General features: G+C 63.1%; 15 protein-coding genes. 13 read left to right on the top strand and 2 right to left on the bottom strand.

Going from position 1 to position 19,984, the window contains the following annotated elements; translation table 11 throughout:
• The 5 genes from MF4836_RS02590 (at nucleotide 1) to MF4836_RS02570 (ending at nucleotide 5,966) form a co-directional block, all read left to right on the top strand.
• Nucleotides 1-2,865, top strand: a complete 2,865-nt coding sequence (locus tag MF4836_RS02590; protein WP_078468964.1) for a toxin VasX — start codon at nucleotides 1-3, stop codon at nucleotides 2,863-2,865.
• Between the two features lie 10 nt (nucleotides 2,866-2,875).
• Nucleotides 2,876-3,853, top strand: coding sequence for a hypothetical protein (locus tag MF4836_RS02585; RefSeq protein WP_153050181.1), 978 nt, complete (start codon nucleotides 2,876-2,878; stop codon nucleotides 3,851-3,853).
• 202 nt (nucleotides 3,854-4,055) lie between these two features.
• Nucleotides 4,056-4,313: a PAAR domain-containing protein gene (locus MF4836_RS02580; protein ID WP_078468962.1), complete on the top strand. Its 258-nt coding sequence runs from the start codon at nucleotides 4,056-4,058 to the stop codon at nucleotides 4,311-4,313.
• 296 nt (nucleotides 4,314-4,609) lie between these two features.
• Entirely contained in the window at nucleotides 4,610-4,984 is a 375-nt protein-coding gene (locus tag MF4836_RS02575; RefSeq protein ID WP_078468961.1) for a hypothetical protein, read from the top strand.
• 199 nt (nucleotides 4,985-5,183) lie between these two features.
• Complete coding sequence (locus tag MF4836_RS02570) at nucleotides 5,184-5,966, top strand: IclR family transcriptional regulator (protein ID WP_043230036.1); 783 nt, start codon at nucleotides 5,184-5,186, stop codon at nucleotides 5,964-5,966.
• Between the two features lie 9 nt (nucleotides 5,967-5,975).
• On the opposite strand, the gene MF4836_RS02565 is transcribed toward MF4836_RS02570, so the two are convergent.
• Nucleotides 5,976-7,469, bottom strand: a complete 1,494-nt coding sequence (locus MF4836_RS02565) for a class I adenylate-forming enzyme family protein (protein ID WP_078468960.1) — start codon at nucleotides 7,467-7,469, stop codon at nucleotides 5,976-5,978.
• 2 nt (nucleotides 7,470-7,471) lie between these two features.
• The gene (locus MF4836_RS02560; RefSeq protein WP_078468959.1) at nucleotides 7,472-8,494 is read right to left on the bottom strand and encodes an alcohol dehydrogenase catalytic domain-containing protein; all 1,023 of its coding nucleotides are present in this window, start codon (nucleotides 8,492-8,494) and stop codon (nucleotides 7,472-7,474) included.
• Nucleotides 8,495-8,641: 147 nt separating this feature from the next.
• On the opposite strand from MF4836_RS02560, the gene MF4836_RS02555 reads away from it, so the two are divergent.
• From MF4836_RS02555 to MF4836_RS02520, 8 genes are all read left to right on the top strand, one after another.
• The gene (locus MF4836_RS02555) at nucleotides 8,642-9,343 is read left to right on the top strand and encodes an enoyl-CoA hydratase/isomerase family protein (RefSeq protein ID WP_078468958.1); all 702 of its coding nucleotides are present in this window, start codon (nucleotides 8,642-8,644) and stop codon (nucleotides 9,341-9,343) included.
• A gap of 130 nt (nucleotides 9,344-9,473) precedes the next feature.
• Nucleotides 9,474-11,999 (top strand): TonB-dependent receptor plug domain-containing protein, encoded by a 2,526-nt coding sequence (locus tag MF4836_RS02550; protein ID WP_078468957.1) that lies wholly within the window; start codon nucleotides 9,474-9,476, stop codon nucleotides 11,997-11,999.
• Complete coding sequence (locus MF4836_RS02545; RefSeq protein WP_078468956.1) at nucleotides 12,000-13,346, top strand: MFS transporter; 1,347 nt, start codon at nucleotides 12,000-12,002, stop codon at nucleotides 13,344-13,346.
• A 21-nt stretch (nucleotides 13,347-13,367) separates the two neighbouring features.
• Entirely contained in the window at nucleotides 13,368-14,552 is a 1,185-nt protein-coding gene (locus MF4836_RS02540) for an acyl-CoA dehydrogenase family protein (RefSeq protein WP_020298668.1), read from the top strand.
• A 9-nt stretch (nucleotides 14,553-14,561) separates the two neighbouring features.
• Nucleotides 14,562-15,887, top strand: a complete 1,326-nt coding sequence (locus MF4836_RS02535; RefSeq protein ID WP_078468955.1) for an amidohydrolase — start codon at nucleotides 14,562-14,564, stop codon at nucleotides 15,885-15,887.
• A gap of 419 nt (nucleotides 15,888-16,306) precedes the next feature.
• Entirely contained in the window at nucleotides 16,307-18,040 is a 1,734-nt protein-coding gene (locus MF4836_RS02530) for an amidase (protein ID WP_161955729.1), read from the top strand.
• 483 nt (nucleotides 18,041-18,523) lie between these two features.
• Nucleotides 18,524-18,964 carry a tryptophan-rich sensory protein TspO gene (tspO, locus tag MF4836_RS02525; RefSeq protein WP_078468953.1) on the top strand — a complete coding sequence of 147 codons (441 nt, stop codon included), beginning with the start codon at nucleotides 18,524-18,526 and terminating at the stop codon, nucleotides 18,962-18,964.
• Between the two features lie 62 nt (nucleotides 18,965-19,026).
• Nucleotides 19,027-19,953, top strand: coding sequence for an alpha/beta fold hydrolase (locus MF4836_RS02520; RefSeq protein WP_178102900.1), 927 nt, complete (start codon nucleotides 19,027-19,029; stop codon nucleotides 19,951-19,953).
• Nucleotides 19,954-19,984 lie beyond the last annotated feature (31 nt).

The following is a 19,984-nucleotide window of genomic DNA, read 5'->3' as shown; positions in this document are numbered from 1 at the left end:
ATGGCAGGAAGCACCCAATACAGCAGCACCAACGAAAGCTGCCAAGCCCGAATTCCGTTGTTTCCCTTGCGTTATTCCGCGCATCCGCGTCCGAAGGGTGGGGCGGATTATGCCTATGACGAACCAACGTTAGCCAAGGGCTTCAAGAAGCTCGACCATGCTCAATATGGCCTGCGTTGTGTGGGCGGTGGCTTTATCTACCTGTTCGACGAAACAGAGGGCAAAGTTTACGTCTGGCGAGTCAATGAAGAGAACGGGCAGTTCATCGAACTGCTGTCAAAGCACCGCTCCCTGGAAGCGGCGATTGAAGGTTACAGACCCGGAAAATCAGTTCCCCACATTTGGGCAAAAGAGTGTTCCGTTGTGCATATCCTGCTGACCGACACGTTGCTGACCGAGCGCAAGATCCGTGACATCGAGTCCGACCGGGATGGGGTGCGAACAAAACTGGCGACGACGATAGATATAAAGACTTGGCAGACCAATACTCCTTCGAACCATACCTTTGCCGCCGAATCTCTAGGCAAAGTTGTGGAGGAGTTTAAGGGTACCGATCTAGCTTTCTCACCCTGGAGGGGAAAGCTGGCGGTTTTTAACTTTCAAGCACTGGTGACCGGGATGAAAGCCGTGGCACCGGCTAAGCAAATTGCTGTGGTCATGTATGACAATATTGCACTCGTTCAAGATCTCGGCGGCATATTTAATAAGTCACGTCATGTTATGGAGGCTTATAACTCGGCACCCGACAAGACGAGCAATAATAAACCTGACATTCAACGCTGCCGCAAGATGCTCATTGCAAAGTTAGTCGGTAATATCTATGCATCTGTCTACGCAAGCAAAGCTGGCGTGGCAGACAAGGGTGAGGAGGCGTTCGAGCGCGCTCTAAAACGAGATATGGACGAACGAGAATGGAAGCGCAAGCGCTTTGCCGACAACCTAGCAGTTATCGAACGCGAACCTGCCAAATACCGCCCCTCCTCATACCCCAGTGCCCGCAAGCAGCTCGACGCCCTACCATCCGACCCGATTGGCCAGCGCGCTGCCGCTCTTTCAGAGGCCGCGCCGCTTTACTCCCGCCACGTCAGGGAGGCAGATCGAGTGAGTTTCATGCGGGACTTTACAAAAGAACTTGTAAAGCGCCATTGCGTTGTAGTGGACAGGAAAAATGACCGATACAAGTGGTTGGAAAGTTACTTATCTACAGCGTCTCCCATAGACATGGGTGCCACCTTCTTGCGCTATGACACAAAAGAACCCATGTCTTCGACCAGCCATGCAATTGCGTTCTCTGCCTGCATCGAAGGCATGGTCTGGGGAACTGAAACAATGCCATCGGGCAAGAAAGATAGCGAGCGCGAACTCTTCAACCGATGGTGGAAACTTCCTTGGAATACAAACCCCATTCTGGTCAACATCGAACATGACAAGGGACTGATCGATGCGGTGTGGGAAAACAAGATGGATGTCGCTGCGGACACTGCGTTGAGTAAAGTCTTGGGGCAGTTACTTCGCTTCGGAGCCCTGCATTACCTGATGGAACAGGTCGGCGTATATACACTCAGCCGCTTCCCAGGACCGGAGAGTACTGGTCAAGTCTGGCACGGAGCCGCACGTGACGCGGTGGCAAATCGAATTCATCAATTGGCGGGCATGGGCACTCCAGAAGACGCCAACCGACTCGTACAAATGTTAGAAAGTCGCTACCAGGACCGTCTGACGACACGCCAACTTACTCGCCAAGAAGCTATCCATGCATTAGAGGACGCAGCTGGATTTCCGCGCGGCGCTGTGACCGTTGGTTCGCTCGGCATGGGCGCTGGTGACACCATGGAAGTTATCGTATGGCAACGATTAACACCCATGACGCGCTACGCCAATCCGTTCCTACAGGTGTTTGAACATGGGGTTGCAGGAGGAGTGGCTTTTTTTAGTTTCCTAAACTTGAAAGCTGCTGTACTTGCATTTGACTCTGCGAATGTCAGAACTACCGGCCTGAATCTCGTCGCGGCCGTTATGGGAGCCGGGAGCGCATTGAATGGTTTACTTCTTAGTACAAGAGCAATAATGCCGACAATTTATTTGCAAGTCTCTTGGTCAGGCATCGTGATTAGGGCGATGACAAGTACAGCTGCTTTACGCGTGTTTGGATATGGTGGTGCACTAGCAGAGTCTGCCACCAACTGGTCTAGAGCATCGGATCAGAGAAAAATAGGAAACGACGATGCTGCAACTGCATATGCATTGGCAGGAATGGCGCTAGGGTTGGGAGGAGCTGCTGTAACCACAGGTGGTGCGGCACTTACATACGGCCTAGGGATGGCTGGAGTGGTAGCTACCGTACCTGTCTGGGGCTGGATTGCCGCAGGCGTAATTCTGCTAGGAGTCGGGCTGTGGTGGGGTATCAAGGGTGAAAAGGCCCAATTTACCCCACTCAGCTACTGGCTCAACGATTGTAGCTTTGGCAATAACGAGCTACTTGGGAGAACTGCCGTTACGCTTTATCCCACTTTAGATGACGAGAATAAAGGTTACGTCCATGCTAGCTATGCACCGCGGCAGGTTGAAGCAGACTGGCACATGACGAGCAATACTTTAACTATAAAAATAATATACCCCCTTGTTGGCACAATCCAGAAAGTTACAGCAATCGAAACAGGAGAATCCGAACCACAACTCCACAACTCATCCGGAGAGGAAAAGTTGCCCAGTGGGGGAGTTGTGCTTACCTACCGAGTATTAGGACTCACAAGGGGAAAAAATTTTAATTACAGTCTGATACCTAGCTACATCCCAACCCTTCTTGGAGAGGAACTTAAATCGACCTTGGTTTTCAGCGACCGAGATACTCCTTGGTATTACTAGGGCAGCGATGATGAAAAAAAATAAAATCCCAAACGATGAGAAAAGTATTTTCTACACTCGTGTTGATGCGCTACGACCGAACGCCCCTCCATTAGGGGTAGCACCTGCCGCAGACAATAACATTATGAAGGTAACCAAAGATTGTCTTTTCATACGCCCAGCCTTCGGCACTATTTATGGAGGGCGCCGCAGCATGAGTTGGTGGGCAACCATAGCCCTCGTATTTTTGCTAGTTTTCCTATCCGCACTTGAATACATAGGTTATTTGCACGATGCCAAGTACAACAACTACAGCGCCGGAGCGTTAGCTCACTACATTGAAAATTGGGATTTCCCGCTCGGAACCTTGGCATTCTTTATCGTTGGTTTTTCGTGGATATTTATTCCTTGGCGAACACAACTCCCTATTATTTTCAATCGCAAAACACTCAAAGTTAGCTGCATTATCGAAGGACAATATGTCAACCAGTCATGGGACCAGTTGGAGGCTTATATCAAAGACATCACCACCTTTGCAGTAGGTGGCGTTCCGACCAACGACGGCGTATTGACTCTGAGTTTTCCTTATGCTGGGCCTGGCTACCCAAATAACAATAGTCGACTTCGCATTGGCATCTCAGGTACGCAGGACGCTGACGAAGCATTTTTTAATAGGGGCATCTATGGAGCCGCAATGCTGTGGGAATACATTCGTTTATACATGTGCGAGGGGAAGGATGCCCTTCCACATTCTTCTGCATTAAACAGTTATCGAGCAACTAGCATTCAAGAATGCATAACTTCTTGGAATCCATTCAGGATGTTCCTCAGTCGCACTTGGTGGAAACGCTTACTGGCACCGCTCTTATTTCCAATCGCAGCACCTATTCTTTGGTTAATAACCTTGGGGGATCTGATCTACATGGGGCTTGATCGTATACTCCCATGTAAGAAGTGGCCTCAGGAACTAATTGATGCTTGTGACGGTGTCTGGCATGGAGAGGAATAATGAAAATTCGTTGAATTGAATTTTGATGCACAAAAACACTACCGCCGTACGCAGGCATTACTGGAGAAGTTAAACACTGGAATGGGCCAATCCCGACAACAACATGCCCACGTACAGCCTGGCACTGCGCTTGCCACTCAGAACCAATGGCGCAGCCAGTTGCTGGTGGCGCCCTCCTACGTTTAAGCAAAGGAAACCAAACATGAAACCCATCGTTCTCGTCGGCCACGCGCACAGTTGCCCTATTCATGGAGGTGGAACCGTGGTCAGTGGCGCGAGCTCTGCCACCGTCAATGGCAAAGCGGTGGCCCGGGTAGGTGACCAGACCAGTTGTGGCGCGGTTATCCAGAGCGGTTCACCCGGAACCATCATCGAGGGCCAGGCCGCTGCTCGTCAGGGGGATACCACGAGCCATGGCGGCACGCTGGTCGAAGGTGAAAGCGGTTGGTTGGTCGAGTGACCGCGAACATAGCGTCGGCCTTGCCATCGTAAAGGCTCGCAGCAGTTCAATTTCTTCTGCAGCCCCGCCGGGCGATTCGGCAAAAACCAAGGCAGCGAAGCCGCTGACCTACAAGCAGACGCTGAGTGCCTAAGAGGAGATCCTGCGCAACCCCATGACCAGGAGGATGCTCGACAACGGAGGGAGCATCGGTGACGGGAAATTTCTCGAGGTGATAGACCGTACTCAGCGTGCAGGCAAGGCCGGAAAGCTGCCGGAGGCGGTCGCCGAGCGGTTGGAGGTGTGGCGAAAGCAGCATGCGGTGGAGCAAGCCTATCTCGATGAATATGGCCGCGGTGCGCCTCGGCAAGCCCTGGGCCGTGGAGCTGCAAGTACTTGCCCCAAGTATTTCCCAGTGCGAAACGCCTATCGAGGCCGTACGCAAGCTCGCCGCCGCCATCGAGTTCGAGCCAGGTGAAGACTACGGGGATGCGGGCGTTGGCACCCCAGGTAGCTGGTCATCCATGACCGACGTCATCGGCGGACCGCACCTGCGCTATTTCGACTACGGCGCAGAATTGCAGCGACAACGCTCGTGGGACACGGTCAAGACGTACCTCCTCCGATACTCGCCGCTGTTGCTGATCGTCGTGATAGCCATCGCGCGGGCCATAAGACGCCGAAACGCCTAGTGACCAGGGATGCCGCGTGTCGGCAGTCCCCATGAACGGCGTGCCGCAGTCACCGACAGCGGTACTGCCTCACCCGGGCAGTCGCTCAGCGAATTCAGATTGCTCTTCACCCCGCACCCGATCACGGCTAACCTTGGCCACCGGCCAAGCCTGCGATCTGCGCTGGCCGACCAAAATGATTTCGGAAGCCGCTGCCACAATGGATATTTCTTCGATTCATCCCCCCCTCACCAGCAGCAAGGACAGTGCGGGCGGGCGCGTTCAGGTCATCGACCGGTCGATTGTGCTGTTGCGCACGCTGTCGGGCCTCAAGCACGGGGCCAGTGCGCTGGACCTGGCGCGGCTGACCGGGATCGACCGCACCACTATCCATCGCCTGCTCAAGACCCTGACCTACTGGAGCCTGATCGAATCCCAGGGCGGCACCTATCGCATCGGGCCGGAGTGCCTGATTTATTCGGCGGCGTATCTGAACCGCCTCAACCTGCGCAAGATCGCCCTGCCCTACGCCATCGAGTTGCAGCGGGTGATCGGCGAGCGCCAGGCCATTGTGTCGCTGTCGGTGCCGGTGGGCGATCAGGTGGTGTTGATCGAGCGCATGTGGACCCCGACCACCCCGCTCAACGTGATTGTCGACCTGGCCGACCAGTTCCCCATCGACGGCAGCCCCAGTGGCCGCGCGGTGCTGGCCACTTATGACGCGGCCACGGCCCTGGGGATTCTCGGCGAGGCGCGTTATGCCAAGGCCTTGCCGGCCCTGGAGCAGATCCGTGGCCAGCAGGACTTTGCCTTCGGCCATGGCGAGTTCAAGCCGGGGCTTTCGTCGGTGGCCTTCCCCATTCGCCTGGAGGCCGGGCCGGCGATCGGTGCCGTGGTGGTGGCCGGGCTGGAGATGGAGCAGGAAACCCACCCCGCCTCCTCCCTGGCCAGCCATGTACGCCGCGCCTGTGAAGGCATCGCGGCGCAGTTGGGCAACCTCTAGCCCGCAGAGTCAGGACGCCAGTTCCGGCCCCAGCACGGCGAGCAGCCGGTTCTTTTGCACCTTGCCGTAGTGGGAGCGTGGCAGTTCATCGACCACGAACACCCGGCGCGGCACCTTGTAACGCGACAGCAAGGCGCGGCAGTGTTCCATCAGCTCCTGCGCACTGGGCTTGCCGGCGCCATTGAGCACCACAGCGGCGCACACCTGCTCTCCCCATTCGACCTCCGCCAGGCCGAAGACATGGGCATCCTGCACCCCGGGATGGCTCAGCAGGCTCTGCTCGACTTCCCCCGGCTGCACTGACTTGCCGCCGCTGCGAATGATGTCCTTGCAGCGCCCGAGTACCCGCAACTGGCCATCGGCATCGAGCCGCCCGAGATCACCGCTGCGCAGCCAGCCGTGCTCCAGGACCCGCGCGCTGAGGGCGTCCTGTTGCCAGTAACCGCTCATCAATTGCGGGCCGCCCAGCAGAATCTCGCCCACGCCCTGGGCATCGGGCTGGTCGATGCGCACCGCCGCCGCGAACACCGGGCGCCCCACCAGGCCCTCGGCCCCGTTTGCACTACGCCGGGCAGCCGCCATCTGCGGCGCCGACAAGTAGCAACTCCAGGGCGCCTCGGTCATGCCGTAGAGCACGCTGATGCGCTCGCTGAACAGGCTGCACGAGCCTTCCAGCACCTCCCCGCTCAACGCGGCGGCGCCCACATCGAGGCTCTTGAACGCTGGCAACGGCAGCGGCGCGGTGCCGGCTTCACGCAACAGGCGCAGCAGCTGGGTCGGCACCAGGGAGCTGAAGGCCACCCGATACTCAAGCAGTTGGGCGACAAAGGTCTTGCCATCAAAGCGCCCGCCGAGTACCACCTGGCCGCCACTGAGCAGGTGCGCCAACACCGCCACCGCGGCAATCGGCCATAGCGGCCGCACATTAAGCAGCACATCGCCGACCACCGCGCCGCGAGCCATGACGATGTTCTGCAACACCGCGCACAGGCTGGCATGGCGATGCATCACCGCCTTGGGGGTGCCAGTGGTGCCGCCGGTGTAGTTCAGCGAAGCCAGGGCCTGGGGCGACTGGGCCGGGCGTGGCCTGAGGTCGCCAGCGGCCGGGGTGGTCAGGGTCTCCAGGGGCCGGCAGTCAATGCCCGCCTGGCGCAGACGTTCAACCAGGGCCAGGTGCTGGGGGGAGAACAGCAGCAGGACAGCCCCGGCATCACGTACCTGGGCCAGCAGTTCATCGGCAGCCAGGGCCGGGTCCAGCGGCACCCGCACCCGACCGTTGGCCATGCAGCCGTAGTCGGCAATCAAATAGTCGAGGCTGGCCTCGGCCAGCAGGGCCACCCGCGCCCCGGGCGCCACGTGCAGCCGCTCCAGGGCCTGGCCGAACCCGCTGAGCGCCCGGTCCAGCTCGGCGAAGGTCAGGCTGCGGGCGCTGGCAGGCTCGCTCAGTGCCGGTTGCTCGGGCCATTTGCCGGCCGCCTGGGCCAGCAGCGTACTGATATCCATGCTCACCACCCACTCAGGACGATGCGCCCGCTGACCTGGCGCGACTCCAGTAGCGCGTGGGCCTCGGCCACCTGCGGGAACGGCAGGATACGGTCGATCAGCGGCCGCACCTGGCCACTGTGGATCAACGCCAGGGCCACCCGCAGTTCTTCCAAGGTGGCGCTGCCCGAGCCCTGGACCTTGAGCCGGCGACCGATCAGCAAGCCGGGAGACACTGCCACATTGCCCGGCTGCACATTGCCCAGCACCACCACTCGTCCGCCGAGGGTCATGCTGCGCAGGGTGTCTTCCAGGGTGTGGCCGAGGTTGTCCATGGCCACGTCGACCCCGCGCTTGCCCGTCAGGCGCCAGACCTCGGCGCTGTAGCCCTGGTGGCTGACAATCACTTCATGGGCTCCAAGGCTCTTGAGGAATTCACTCTTTTGCGCACTGCCGGTGACCGCGATCACCCGCGCGCCCAGTGCCCGGGCCAGCTGGATCTGGTGCGCGCCCAGGCCGCCGCTGGCGCCGTTGATCAATACTGTTTCCCCGGGCTTGAGCGCCGCCTCGCCGTACAGCGCGCGCACGCTGGTGGCGATCGGGCATGAGGCCAGGGCGGCCAGGGTGTAGTCCAGGCCGTCGGGCAACTCCACGGCGGAGATCGCCGGCACCCGCAGGTACTCGGCGTAGGCGCCCTCGGTGTCCACCGATGGCAGGCCCAGGGCGCGGCACAGGTCCTGGCGGCCGCGCAGGCAGTCGCGGCATTGCCCGCAGAAGCGTCGCTGGTAGATCACCACCCGGGCTCCCACCCGCAGTTGCAGGACTCCGGCGCCGACTTGCACCACCTCGCCCGCCACTTCATGGCCCAGTACCACCCCGGTGTGGGCCCCTGGCAGCTGCCCGGCGCGGTGCAGCAGATCGTGGTGGCAAACCCCTGCCGCATGCACTTTGACCAGCACTTCACCGGCCCCGGGTTGCGGTGTCGGCACCTCCTCGACCTGCAGTTGCTCCGGCCCGCCGAAGGCTTTTAGAACTATCGCTTTCATTTTTTATAACCGTTTGTGACCTGATAAGAATATGTTCATATAACAAACATGCTGTTTGCATTGTGCACATCAATTAAGTTTTCCCCACTTTGACGCCGACCTCAAGGGGCAAAGCGTCTTTCTTTCACAATCGATGAAATCCAAACCATGACAGTCGAGTACCAACACGTTGGCGAAGGGATCCTGGTGGTCAGCCTCAACCGCCCCGAGCGCCTCAACGCCCTGGACAGCCAGGCCAAGCACGAACTGGCCGACGCCTGGCAGCGCGCCCAGGATGACCGCGCCGTGCGCGCCATCGTGCTGCGTGGCACCGGCGAGCGGGCGTTCTGCGCCGGCTCCGACCTCAAGGAAATCCGCGAAACCGGCGAGACCGTCAGCAGCCAGGTGCTGGCCCGCGCCCTGCCCGGCGTCGGCCATGAGCTGAGCAAACCGGTGATCGCCGCGTTGCACGGCCACACCCTGGGCCTGGGCATCAGCCTGGCCATTCATTGCGATTTCCGCATCGCCCGCCACGACACCCGCTTCCATTTCCCGGAAGTGCAGCACGGCATGTTGTCCGGCTTCAGCGCCATCACCTTGCCGAGCCTGATTGGCGAAACTGCGGCCCTGGACATCATGCTCAGTGCCCGCCGGTTCGAGGCCCGCGAGGCCCTGGCCATGGGTCTGGTGAATGAAGTGGTGGACGACGCCTATGCCCGCGCCCTGGAACTGGCGGCGCAGCTCGCGGCCCATTCCGCCAAGGCCGTGGAATGGACCAAGCGCCTGCTGCTGGCCGAGCGCAACAGCCGCCTGCAGCGGCATCTGGCACTGGTCGACCAGGCCCGAAAGGACGTCATGCTCGACCGTTGAGCGCGGCCCACGAAGGCCGCCCGCACCCTCTGCCCATAACGAGAAACACCCACACTTCAGCCTCGCCAGTACTGTCAGGAACTCCCACCACCAGGAATGGAAAGCGGCACCTAAACATTGGAGCCTCACCATGTCTCGCCCGTACACCCGCTTTCACCCCAGGCTCAGCCTGCTGACCGCCGGCATCCTCGGCCTGTGCGCCAGCCCGGCGGCCCTGGCCGACGAGAGTGGCGCCCGCACTTCGGCCACTGGCGACACTGCGTTGCAGACGGTCATCGTCACCGGCGCCCGGGACAGCGGCCGCACCGTGGCCAAGAGCCTGGCGCCGATCGATGTGATCAGCGCCGACGACCTGGCCCGTTCCGGCAAGCAGAACCTGCGCGACGCCCTGGCCGCCGCCGTGCCGTCCTACACCAATGCCGCCGGCTTCACCGGTGGCACCGGCCTGTCGGTCAAGTCCGCGACCCTGCGCGGCCTGGGCGGCAATCACGTGCTGGTGCTGGTCAATGGCAAGCGCCGGCACAACACGTCGCTGATCTTCGTCCAGACCGCCGCCACCGCCAGTGGCCAGTCGCCGGCCGACCTCGACCTGATCCCGGTCAGCGCCGTGGACCACATCGAAGTCCTGCGCGACGGCGCCGCCGCACAATACGGTTCGGACGCAATTGCCGGGGTGATCAACATCATCCTCAAGAGCAACCACTCCGGCGGCAGCGCCAGCGCCCTGTACGGGCAGTACGCGAATCGGGTTGGCGGCAAGGGCAATTTCGGCGCCCGGGGCCAGGGTCAGATCAACCAGGGCTTCGAGCTGCCCAATGAGGGCTTCTTCAGCCTCAGCGCCGACATCGGCGTGCAGGAAAGCTCCAACGTCGCCGGCGCGGTACCGGATCGCACCAGTATCTATTTCCGCCAGAACGGCCAGCCCGACCCACGGGAAACCAGCGAAAGCCGCTACCGCCAGCAACTGGGCCAGCCGCGCTCCCAGACCTACAACTTCGGCTACAACGCCGAACTGCCGCTGAACGAGGCCTACACCCTGTATTCGTTCTCGACCCTGAGCCACCGCAATTCCACCAGTTGGGGCACCTACCGCACCGCCAACTCGCCGCAGAACATCGTTTCGGTATACCCGGACGGGTTTTCGCCGCGCTTCGTGGTCGAGGAAGACGACTTCCAGAGCGTGTTCGGCGTGCGCAACGACGACCTGCTGGGCTGGCACTGGGACCTGAGCACCAGCTATGGCTACAACAATGCCAACACCCGCAACGAGCGCTCGCTGAACCCGTCCCTGGGACCGGACAGCCCGCGTGACATGGACGGCGGCAACCTGATCGCCAGCCAGTGGACCAACAACCTGGACCTGACCCGGGCCTTCGACACCGGGCTGTTCGCCAAGCCGCTGAACGTCTCCACCGGCCTTGAGTTCCGCCGCGACGGCTTCGAGATCCAGGCCGGCGAATACGCGTCCTATGCCGACGGCGGTTATGTGTTCCCCGCCGGCAGCCCCCTCGCCGGCCAGCGCCCGAACCCCGGCGCGCCAGGGCTGGTGGGTTTTACCCCTGCCGATGCGCATAACTATTCGCGGACCAATACCGCCGCCTATATCGACTTCAGCCAGAGCCTGACCGAGCAGTGGGACATGAGCCTGGCTGGCCGTTTCGAGCACTACAGCGATTTTGGCGACACCGGCAGCGGCAAGCTCTCGACCCGCTATGCCTTCAACCCACAGTTCGCGGTGCGCGGCACCCTCAGCAACGGCTTTCGCGCGCCGTCCCTGCAACAGCAGTACTACTCCTCGTCGCTGACCGCCTGGCGCACCAGCCCGCTCACCGGCCAGCTGGAGCAGGCCACCACCCGCTACGTGACCGTCGACGACGCCGCCGGCAAGGCCCTGGGCGCCAAGGCCTTGAAGCCGGAACGCTCGACCAACTACAGCCTGGGTTTTGTGCTCACACCGACCGAGAACCTCGACGTCACCCTCGACCTGTACCAGATCGACATCAAGGACCGCGTGCTGCAGACCAGCAACCTGCAAGGCACCGCCGTGTCCAACCTGCTGGCGAGCAACGGTCTGGACCCGAACCAGATCGTGTCCTACTTCGGCAACCTGGCCGACACCCGCACCCGGGGCATCGACCTGGTGGCCGACTACCGCTATGACCTGGGCCGCTACGGCAAGACCAAGTGGACCCTGCTCAGCAACCAGAGCCTGCAGACCATCGAGAAAATCAAGGAGCCCGAGGCCCTCGCCGGCACCGGGGTCAGCGCGGTGGGCCGCGACCGCCAGGGCAACCTGACCTCGGCCTATCCGAAAAACGTGACCTCGCTGACCGCCGCCTGGCAGCTGGGCGACTTCGACGTCACGCTCAAGGGCACCCGCTACTCGAAAGTCACCGGGCGCAACCAGATCAGCGCCAGCCGTGACGAGGAAATCCGTCCGGCGCTGATCACCGACCTGAGCCTGGGCTACTGGCTCAGCGATGCGGTGAAGGTCACGGTGGGTGGCGAAAACATCTTCGACCGTCGGCCGCAGCAGTTGAATGACGAGGCCAAGCGCTTCTACTTCTTCCCCACCGACAACCCGACCTACAGCTGGTACTCGCCCTACGGCCTGGAAGGCGCGTACTACTTCGCCAAAGTCGACGTGAGCTGGTAAATGAGCATTTCCAGCACCCTGCCCGTTGATGCCCGGCCCAGCGCCGGGACCTCGGTGCCCGAGTTCGACCAGCGCCTGTACCGCAAACTGGCGTGGCGCATCATGCCGTTCCTGTTCCTGTGCTTCGTGCTCAATTGGCTGGACCGGGTCAATATCGGTTTCGCCCATTTGCAGTTCAAGACCGACCTCAACATCAGCGACGCCACCTTCGGCATCATCGTCGGCGTGTTCTCCATCGGTTACCTGCTGTTCGAGATCCCCAGCAACCTGTTGCTGGAAAAAATCGGCGCCAAGAAAACCATGACCCGGATCATGATCCTCTGGGGCCTGGTGACCATCGCCACCGCCTTCGCCCAGACCCCGGCGCAGTTTTACGTGCTGCGGGTGCTGCTGGGGGCGGCCGAAGCCGGGTTCTTCCCCGGGGTGATCCTGTACCTGACCTACTGGTTCCCGGCCAGCCACCGCGCGCGGATCACCTCGCGTTTTATCATGGCGATTGCCGTGTGCGGGATTATCGGCGGGCCCTTGTCGACCTCGATCATGAGCCACTTCGCCGGCATCGCCGGGTTCACCGGCTGGCAATGGCTGTTCGTGATCACCGGCATTCCGCCGGTGCTCGCCGGGCTGTTCGCCTGGTACTGGCTGGACGACAGGCCGGCTTCGGCCAAATGGTTGAGCGCCGCTGAAAAGCACGCCATCGAACAGGCCCTGGTCCGCGAGCGACAACAGCGCAAACCCGGCGGCCACACGCGCTTTGTCGAGGCCTTGAAAGACCGCAAGGTGTGGTTCATCACCCTGGCCTACTGCCTGACCATCATGTGCACCGGCAACGTCACCAATATCTGGGCGCCGTCGATCATCCGCGACTCCGGGGTCAGCAACCTCGGGCAACTGGGTCTGCTCTCGGCCCTGCCCTATGTGGTCGGCGTCAGCCTGATGCTCTGGGCCTGCCGCCATTCGGACCTGCACCAGGAGCGGCGCTGGCACTTCGCTCTCGGCGGTCTGGCAGCGGCCCTGGCGATGCTGATTCTGCCCAACTTCCTGTTCAGCCCGTATTCGGCGATTGCCGTGCTGACCCTGATGACCAGCGGCTACCTGGTGGCCACGGCGATTTTCTGGACCATCCCCACCTACTACCTGTCGGACCACGCCAAGGCCGCCGGCCTGGCCCTGGTCAATTGCTGCGGACAAATCAGCAGCCTGCTGACGCCGATCATGATCGGCGCGATCAAGACCTCCACCGGCAGCATCAGCCTGGCGCTGTACATCGTCGCCGGCCTGGTGGCCTGCGGCACGCTGATCCTCTTGCTCGGCGTGCCGCGACACGCCCTGCGCGACGCTTCCTGACTTTTTTTGATGGACACTTCCATGACCGATTACCTCGCCCTGGCCCAGCAGTTGGCCACCCAGATTCAACCCGGCGCCGCCGAGCGCGACGCCGGGCGGATCCTGCCCCATGCCCAACTGGACCTGATCCGCGACTCCGGCCTCGGCGCCGCCCGGGTCCCTCGGGAGCTGGGCGGCGGCGACGTCAGCCAGTTGCAGGTGGCGCAGATCTTTATCGCCCTGGCCAAGGCCGACCCCAGCGTGGCCCAGGCGCTGTTTCCGCACTTCGCCACGGTCGAGCACCTGCGCCTGATCGCCAACCCCGAGCAACAACGCCAGTACCTCGGTGCCTTCGCCGAGCGCCAACTGTCTTCGGGGGCGATCGCCGAGCGCAGCGGCACCTTCCGCGGAGAAATCCACACCCGCCTGGAGCGCCGTGGCGAACACCTGGTACTCAATGGCAGCAAGTTCTACAGCACCGGTTGCCTGTTCGCCGACCTGCTGAAAATCCAGGCCGTGGATGAAGCCGGCAACGCGCTGTACGTGATGCTGCCGGCGGCGACTCCGGGCATCACCCTGCTTGACGACTGGGACGGCATGGGCCAGCGCGTGACCGCCAGCGGCAGCACCCTGCTGGAGGACGTGGTGGTGCGCCCGGAGCAGGTCATTCCCCTGGCGCAGTGGTACCAGCGGCGCAATTACATCGGCGCCAGCGCGCAGTTGATCCATTGCGCGATCGACATCGGCATTGGCCTCGCGGCCCTGGACGATGCGGTGCAGTGGGCGCGGACCGGCTCGCGTCCGGTGCGCGAAAGCGGCGTCGACCAGGCGCGCAACGACCCTTACATCCTGCACACCGTGGGTGACCTGGCGGCCCGCATCCATGGCGCCGAGGCCCTGGTGGAAAAAGCCGCCGGCGCCGTCGAACTGGCGGCCCGCAGTCAATTGCTGGGCCTGGCCGAGGGTGAAGAACTGGAAGCGATCCTGGTGCGTTCATCCATCGCCGTGGCCGAGGCCAAGATCGCCTCGACCCGCGCCGCCCTGCATGTCTGCGAACGCCTGTACGAAGTGGGCGGTGCGGCCACCACCCAATCGCGCTACAACTTCGACCGCCACTGGCGCAACGCCCGCACCCACACCACCCATGACGCCCTGGCCTACAAGTACAAGGCGATCGGCGACTACCTGCTCAATGCCCATTCACCGCCCATTGCCTTCACCTACTGAGACCGGACCATGCCCTATGTCAAAACCGGCGGGATCTTGCTCCTGTTGCTGTCCGGCTCGCTGTCGGCGACCGAACCCTGGAATGACCTGGACGCGCAAATCCAGCGCGCCCTGCCCGGAGTGATCGCCCTGCGCCACGCCATTCACCAGCAGCCGGAGCTGGGTAACCGCGAAGTCCTCACCAGCCAGCGCATCGCCCAGCGCCTGCGCGAGCTGGGCCTGGAAGTGCAGACCGGCATCGCCCACACCGGGGTGGTGGGCATTCTGCGGGGTGGGCGGCCGGGACCGGTGGTGGCGATCCGCGCCGAACTCGACGCCCTGCCCCTCACCGAGCAGACTGGCCTGCCCTATGCCTCAACGGTGCGCAGCAAGGATGAAGGCAACGACCTGCGCAGCCGAGGCAAGGACATCGGCGTGATGCACGCCTGTGGCCACGACGCGCACATGGCCATGGCCCTGGGCGTGGCCGAAGTGCTGGCGGCCCATCGCGAGCAATTGCCGGGGACCCTCAAGCTGATCTTCCAGCCGGCCGAGGAAGGCCCACCCCTGGGCGAGTCCGGCGGCGCGCGGCTGATGATCGAGCAAGGGGTGCTGCAGAATCCGGCGCCGCAGGTGATCTTCGGTATCCACGTCACCGCCGGCACGGCCGGGACCTTTACCCTCAGCCGCCAGCGCACCACCGCGGCCGCCGACACCTTTGTCGCGCGCATCAGCGGGCGCCAGACCCATGCCGCCTTCCCCTGGACCGGCATCGACCCGGTGCCGGTGGCGGCCCAGGTGATCCTCGCCTGGCAGACCATTCCCAGCCGCCAGTCGAACCTCAGCCTGCTGCCGGCGCCGGTGATTTCCGTAGGGCGGATCGAAGGCGGCGAGCGGCACAACATCATCCCTGCCGAGGTGCGCCTGGAGGGTTCGATCCGCACCGTCAGCGACGAACAGCGCGAGGACGTGCTGCAGCGCATGACCCGCACCGCCGAAAAAATCGCCGAAGCCTCCGGGGCCAAGGCCCAGGTCGAGTACCTGCCGGGGGGATATCGCGCCGGCTACAACGACACGGCCCTGGTCGACCGGATGCTGCCGGTGCTGCAACAGGTGTCAACCACCCCGGTGCGGATCGACAACGGCACCTACGGCGCCGACGACTTCGCCGAATACGCGCGGCAGATCCCCGGGTTATTCATGCGCATGGGCGTCACCCCCAAGAGCCTGGAAGGCGGCCCGGTGTGGCCAACCCACTCTCCCGGCTTCCAGGTCGACGACCCCAGCCTGGCGGTGGGCATCCGCGCCCTGAGCCGAATGACCCTGAGCTACATGGGCAATAGCAAGAACCCGTAAGGGCAATGGCGGTCAGGCCCCATTGCGCCACGGCATTGGTCGAAAGATTGACCGCGCTGGAAGTGCCGGAGTGCTCATCGATGACCGACACCGGGGTCCGGCTCCTGCAAGGCGTACAAGTAGTCCGGCGGCGAGACCCCATGCAGCCGACGGCGCCGCTGGCCTGGGGCTGCTGGCGGATCGATGGGGGTGGTCGCCACCTTCAGCGGCGCCAGCGGCTTGCCCTTGCCCTTGCTCGGGCTGCTGGCCTGCTGGCTGCCGAAGGACGTGTCGCGGGCGGATAACCGAGAACGACGCTTATAGCGATTTCTTGAACGCCGACTTGGTGCAAAATAGCCCCCCTCAAGGGTGAGCCCAGCCCCCTGCCGCGCCACGCCGTGCCCTAAGAATCGAGAGGAGAATCCATTTTGAAACGTGATGTGCCTGAGCCCAAGACCCCGTTCGACGTCACCGAGGTCTCCATTGCCCAACTGCGCGCCGCCCTCGAATCCGGTCAGGTCACGTCTGTGGCGCTGGTCCAGGCGTACCTGGCGCGGATCGACGCCTATGACGGCCCCGCCACGCCGACCGCCCTCAATGCGGTGGTGGTGCGCAACCCCGAAGCCTTGACGGAAGCCGAGGCCAGCGACGCCCGTCGCGCCCGGGGCCAGGCCCTGGGGCCACTGGATGGCATTCCCTACACCGCCAAGGACAGCTACCTGGTCAAGGGCCTGACCGCCGCCTCCGGCAGCCCGGCCTTTGCCGAACTGGTGGCCTATCGCGACGCCTTCACCATCGAACGCCTGCGCGGCGCCGGGGCCATCTGCCTGGGCAAGACCAATATGCCGCCCATGGCCAACGGCGGCATGCAGCGTGGGGTCTATGGCCGCGCCGAGAGCCCGTACAACGCCGACTACCTCACGGCGCCCTTCGCTTCGGGCTCGTCGAATGGCGCCGGTACGGCCACGGCGGCCAGCTTCGCCGCCTTCGGCCTGGCCGAGGAAACCTGGTCCAGCGGTCGCGGCCCGGCCTCGAACAACGGCCTGTGCGCCTACACCCCTTCCCGCGGGGTGATCTCGGTGCGTGGCAACTGGCCGCTGACCCCGACCATGGACGTGGTAGTGCCCTTCGCCCGGACCATGGCCGACCTGCTGGAAGTGCTGGACGTGGTGGTGGCCGAAGACCCGGACACCCGCGGCGACCTGTGGCGCCTGCAACCCTGGGTGCCGATCCCCAGCGTGGCCTCGGTGCGCCCGGCGTCCTACCCGCAACTGGCGGCCGACGCCAAGGCCCTCAAGGGCAAGCGCCTGGGCGTGCCGCGCATGTACATCAACGCCGACCCCGGGGCCGGCACCAGCGAAGCGCCGGGGATCGGTGGCCCGACCGGCCAGCGCATCCACACCCGGCCCTCGGTGATCGAACTCTGGCAACAGGCGCGCCAGGCCCTCGAAGCGGCCGGCGCCGAAGTGCTGGAAGTGGACTTCCCGCTGGTCTCCAACTGCGAGGGCGACCGCCCGGGTGCGCCGACCGTGTACAACCGCGGCCTGGTGTCCAAGGAGTTCCTGCACCACGAATTGTGGGACCTGACGGCCTGGGCGTTCGATGACTTCCTGCAAGCCAACGGCGACCCCAAGCTCAAGCGCCTGGTGGACGTCGACGGGCCGAAAATCTTCCCCCACGACCCGGGCACCCTGCCCAACCGCGAAGGCGACCTCGCCGCCGGCATGGATGAATACGTGAAGATGGCCGAGCGCGGCATCACCCCCTGGGACCAGATCGACAGCGTGCCCGACGGCCTGCGCGGCCTGGAGCAGACCCGGCGCATCGACCTCGAAGAGTGGATGGATCGCCTGGGCCTGGATGCGGTGCTGTTCCCGACCGTGGCCGACGTGGCCCCGGCCAATGCCGATGTCGACCCGGCGGCGGCGGATATCGCCTGGAGCAACGGGGTCTGGGTGGCCAACGGCAACCTCGCCATCCGCCACCTGGGCGTGCCCACGGTCACCGTGCCCATGGGCCTGATGGCCGACATCGGCATGCCCGTGGGCCTGACCTTCGCCGGCCGCGCCTACGACGACTCGGCCCTGCTGCGCCTGGCCTCGGCCTTTGAATCCACCGCCGACAAGCGGGTGATCCCACCGCGGACTCCGGCCCTGGCGGGCGGCAAAGGCTGACCACCCAGGGAGTGGCGCGCAGCAGGCGCCACTCCCGACCACCCCGGCGCGCAAGCCGCCGTCACCGCGTCAGGCAACGCGCAGTCCGACTACCACTACATCCGCAAGGAACGAGGCCTGTATGGCGCGACGCGTCTCAGCCTGAGCGACGACCTGAGCCTGATCCTCGGCACGCGCCTGAGCGGGGTCGCTGCCGACCTCGAACAACTTCGGCGGATTGTTCTATGGCGACCCGCGCACGTTGCACTGACCTTGCGTTATCAGTACTGAGCCGCCGGATCAGCCAGGTCCGCGCAGTGGCTGATCCGCACTTTCCCTAAACGCCCGGTGGCTCGAATGCAGCCCGCGCCAGGTCGGCTGCCTCGGACGAGCAGAAAATTGTCAGCGTTCAATTCAAACTTTTTGCCGCGCCGGACGTCCTTTATTTAACGCTGCCGACACCTCTTGTGGCCCCAGACAGCTGACTTCAGCTAAGGACGGATGATGACCTTCTTTATTTTTCTACTGGCCTGTGCGGCCGCGGCAAGCACCGGCCTCCTGTTCAAGCCGGGCCCGTGGTACGACGCCCTGGTCAAACCCGGCTTCACCCCACCCAATTGGTTGTTCCCGGTTGCCTGGACGCTGATCTACCTGCTGCTCGCCTGGGCCGGCTACCGCTTGAGCCTGATCCCCGGCAGCCAGCAGGTGCTGGCGTTATGGGCCGCGCAGATTGCGCTGAATACGTTGTGGACGCCGGTGTTCTTCGGCGCCCACCGAATACTGGCCGGCATGCTGATCATCACCCTGTTGTGGCTGGTGGTGGCGGCCATGGTGGTCCTGGCATTGCAGTTGGACCTGATCACCGGGCTGATCCTGTTCCCGTACCTGGCGTGGCTGTGTGTGGCGGCGGCGTTGAATTTTTCCATCCTGCGCAATAACCGCTGATGACCCCTCGCCAACCCGGGACAAGCCGGCTGTGGCCTGCCAGCGAGGAGGAGTTGCGGCAGATGCGCGACTTCAATAAAAAGCTCGCCTGGTTACCACGCTTTCGAATCCGCAATCGGCTCACGCCCCGGGTGATCCAGGCCCTGCTGCGTGCCGGCCAGATCGGCGGCGCCGGCAAATTACTGCAACACGGGCTCAAGGCTGAAACACGGGTCATCGGTGTCGACGGCCTTGCGGTGCCCGTGCGCATCCTCACGCCCGCCGGGAAAGCCAAGGGTGTGGTGCTGGATTTCCATGGCGGCGGCTGGGTGATCGGCAATGCGCAGATGAACGACCCCCTCAACCTGGCCATGGTCAATGAGTGCCAGGTCGCGGTGGTTTCAGTGGATTACCGGCTCGCCGTATCGACCCCGGTTGAAGGCCTGCTGCAGGACTGCCTGAGTGCCGCGCGCTGGCTGCTGAGTGACGAATGCGAGGAGTTTGCCGGCCTGCCGGTGATTGTCGTGGGTGAATCGGCCGGAGGCCATCTGGCTGCGGCCACTCTGCTGGCCCTGAAACAGTGGCCCGACCTGCTGCAACGGGTGCGCGGTGCGCTGCTGTACTACGGCGTCTACGACCTCGGCGGAACCCCCAGCGTGCACGCCGCGCCCGCGCAAACCCTGGTGCTGGACGGGCCCGGCATGGTGCAGGCGCTGCGCGTGCTGACGCCGGGGTTGAGCGACGAGCAGCGCCGGCAGCCGCCGTTGTCACCGCTGTATGGCGACTTCACCGACTTGCCGCCAGCCCTTCTGCTGGCCGCCGAGCTGGATCCGCTGATAGACGACACCCTGCAGATCGCCGAGCGCTGGGTGCAGTCGGCGGCGGTCGAGGTGCACGTGGTGCCCGCTGCGGCCCATGGCTTCATTCATTTTCCGACCGCACTGGGCGCTGCTGTCCTGGCTTACAGCCGAAAGTGGATAACGGCGCGAATCGATGGGCCCAATTGCTGAAAAACCATCGACTCAAACCCGTCAGCAGGTT

The sequence above is a fragment of the Pseudomonas sp. MF4836 genome (assembly GCF_002018875.1).
Taxonomy (GTDB): domain Bacteria; phylum Pseudomonadota; class Gammaproteobacteria; order Pseudomonadales; family Pseudomonadaceae; genus Aquipseudomonas.
This window is presented reverse-complemented; position numbering and strand designations above follow the sequence as displayed.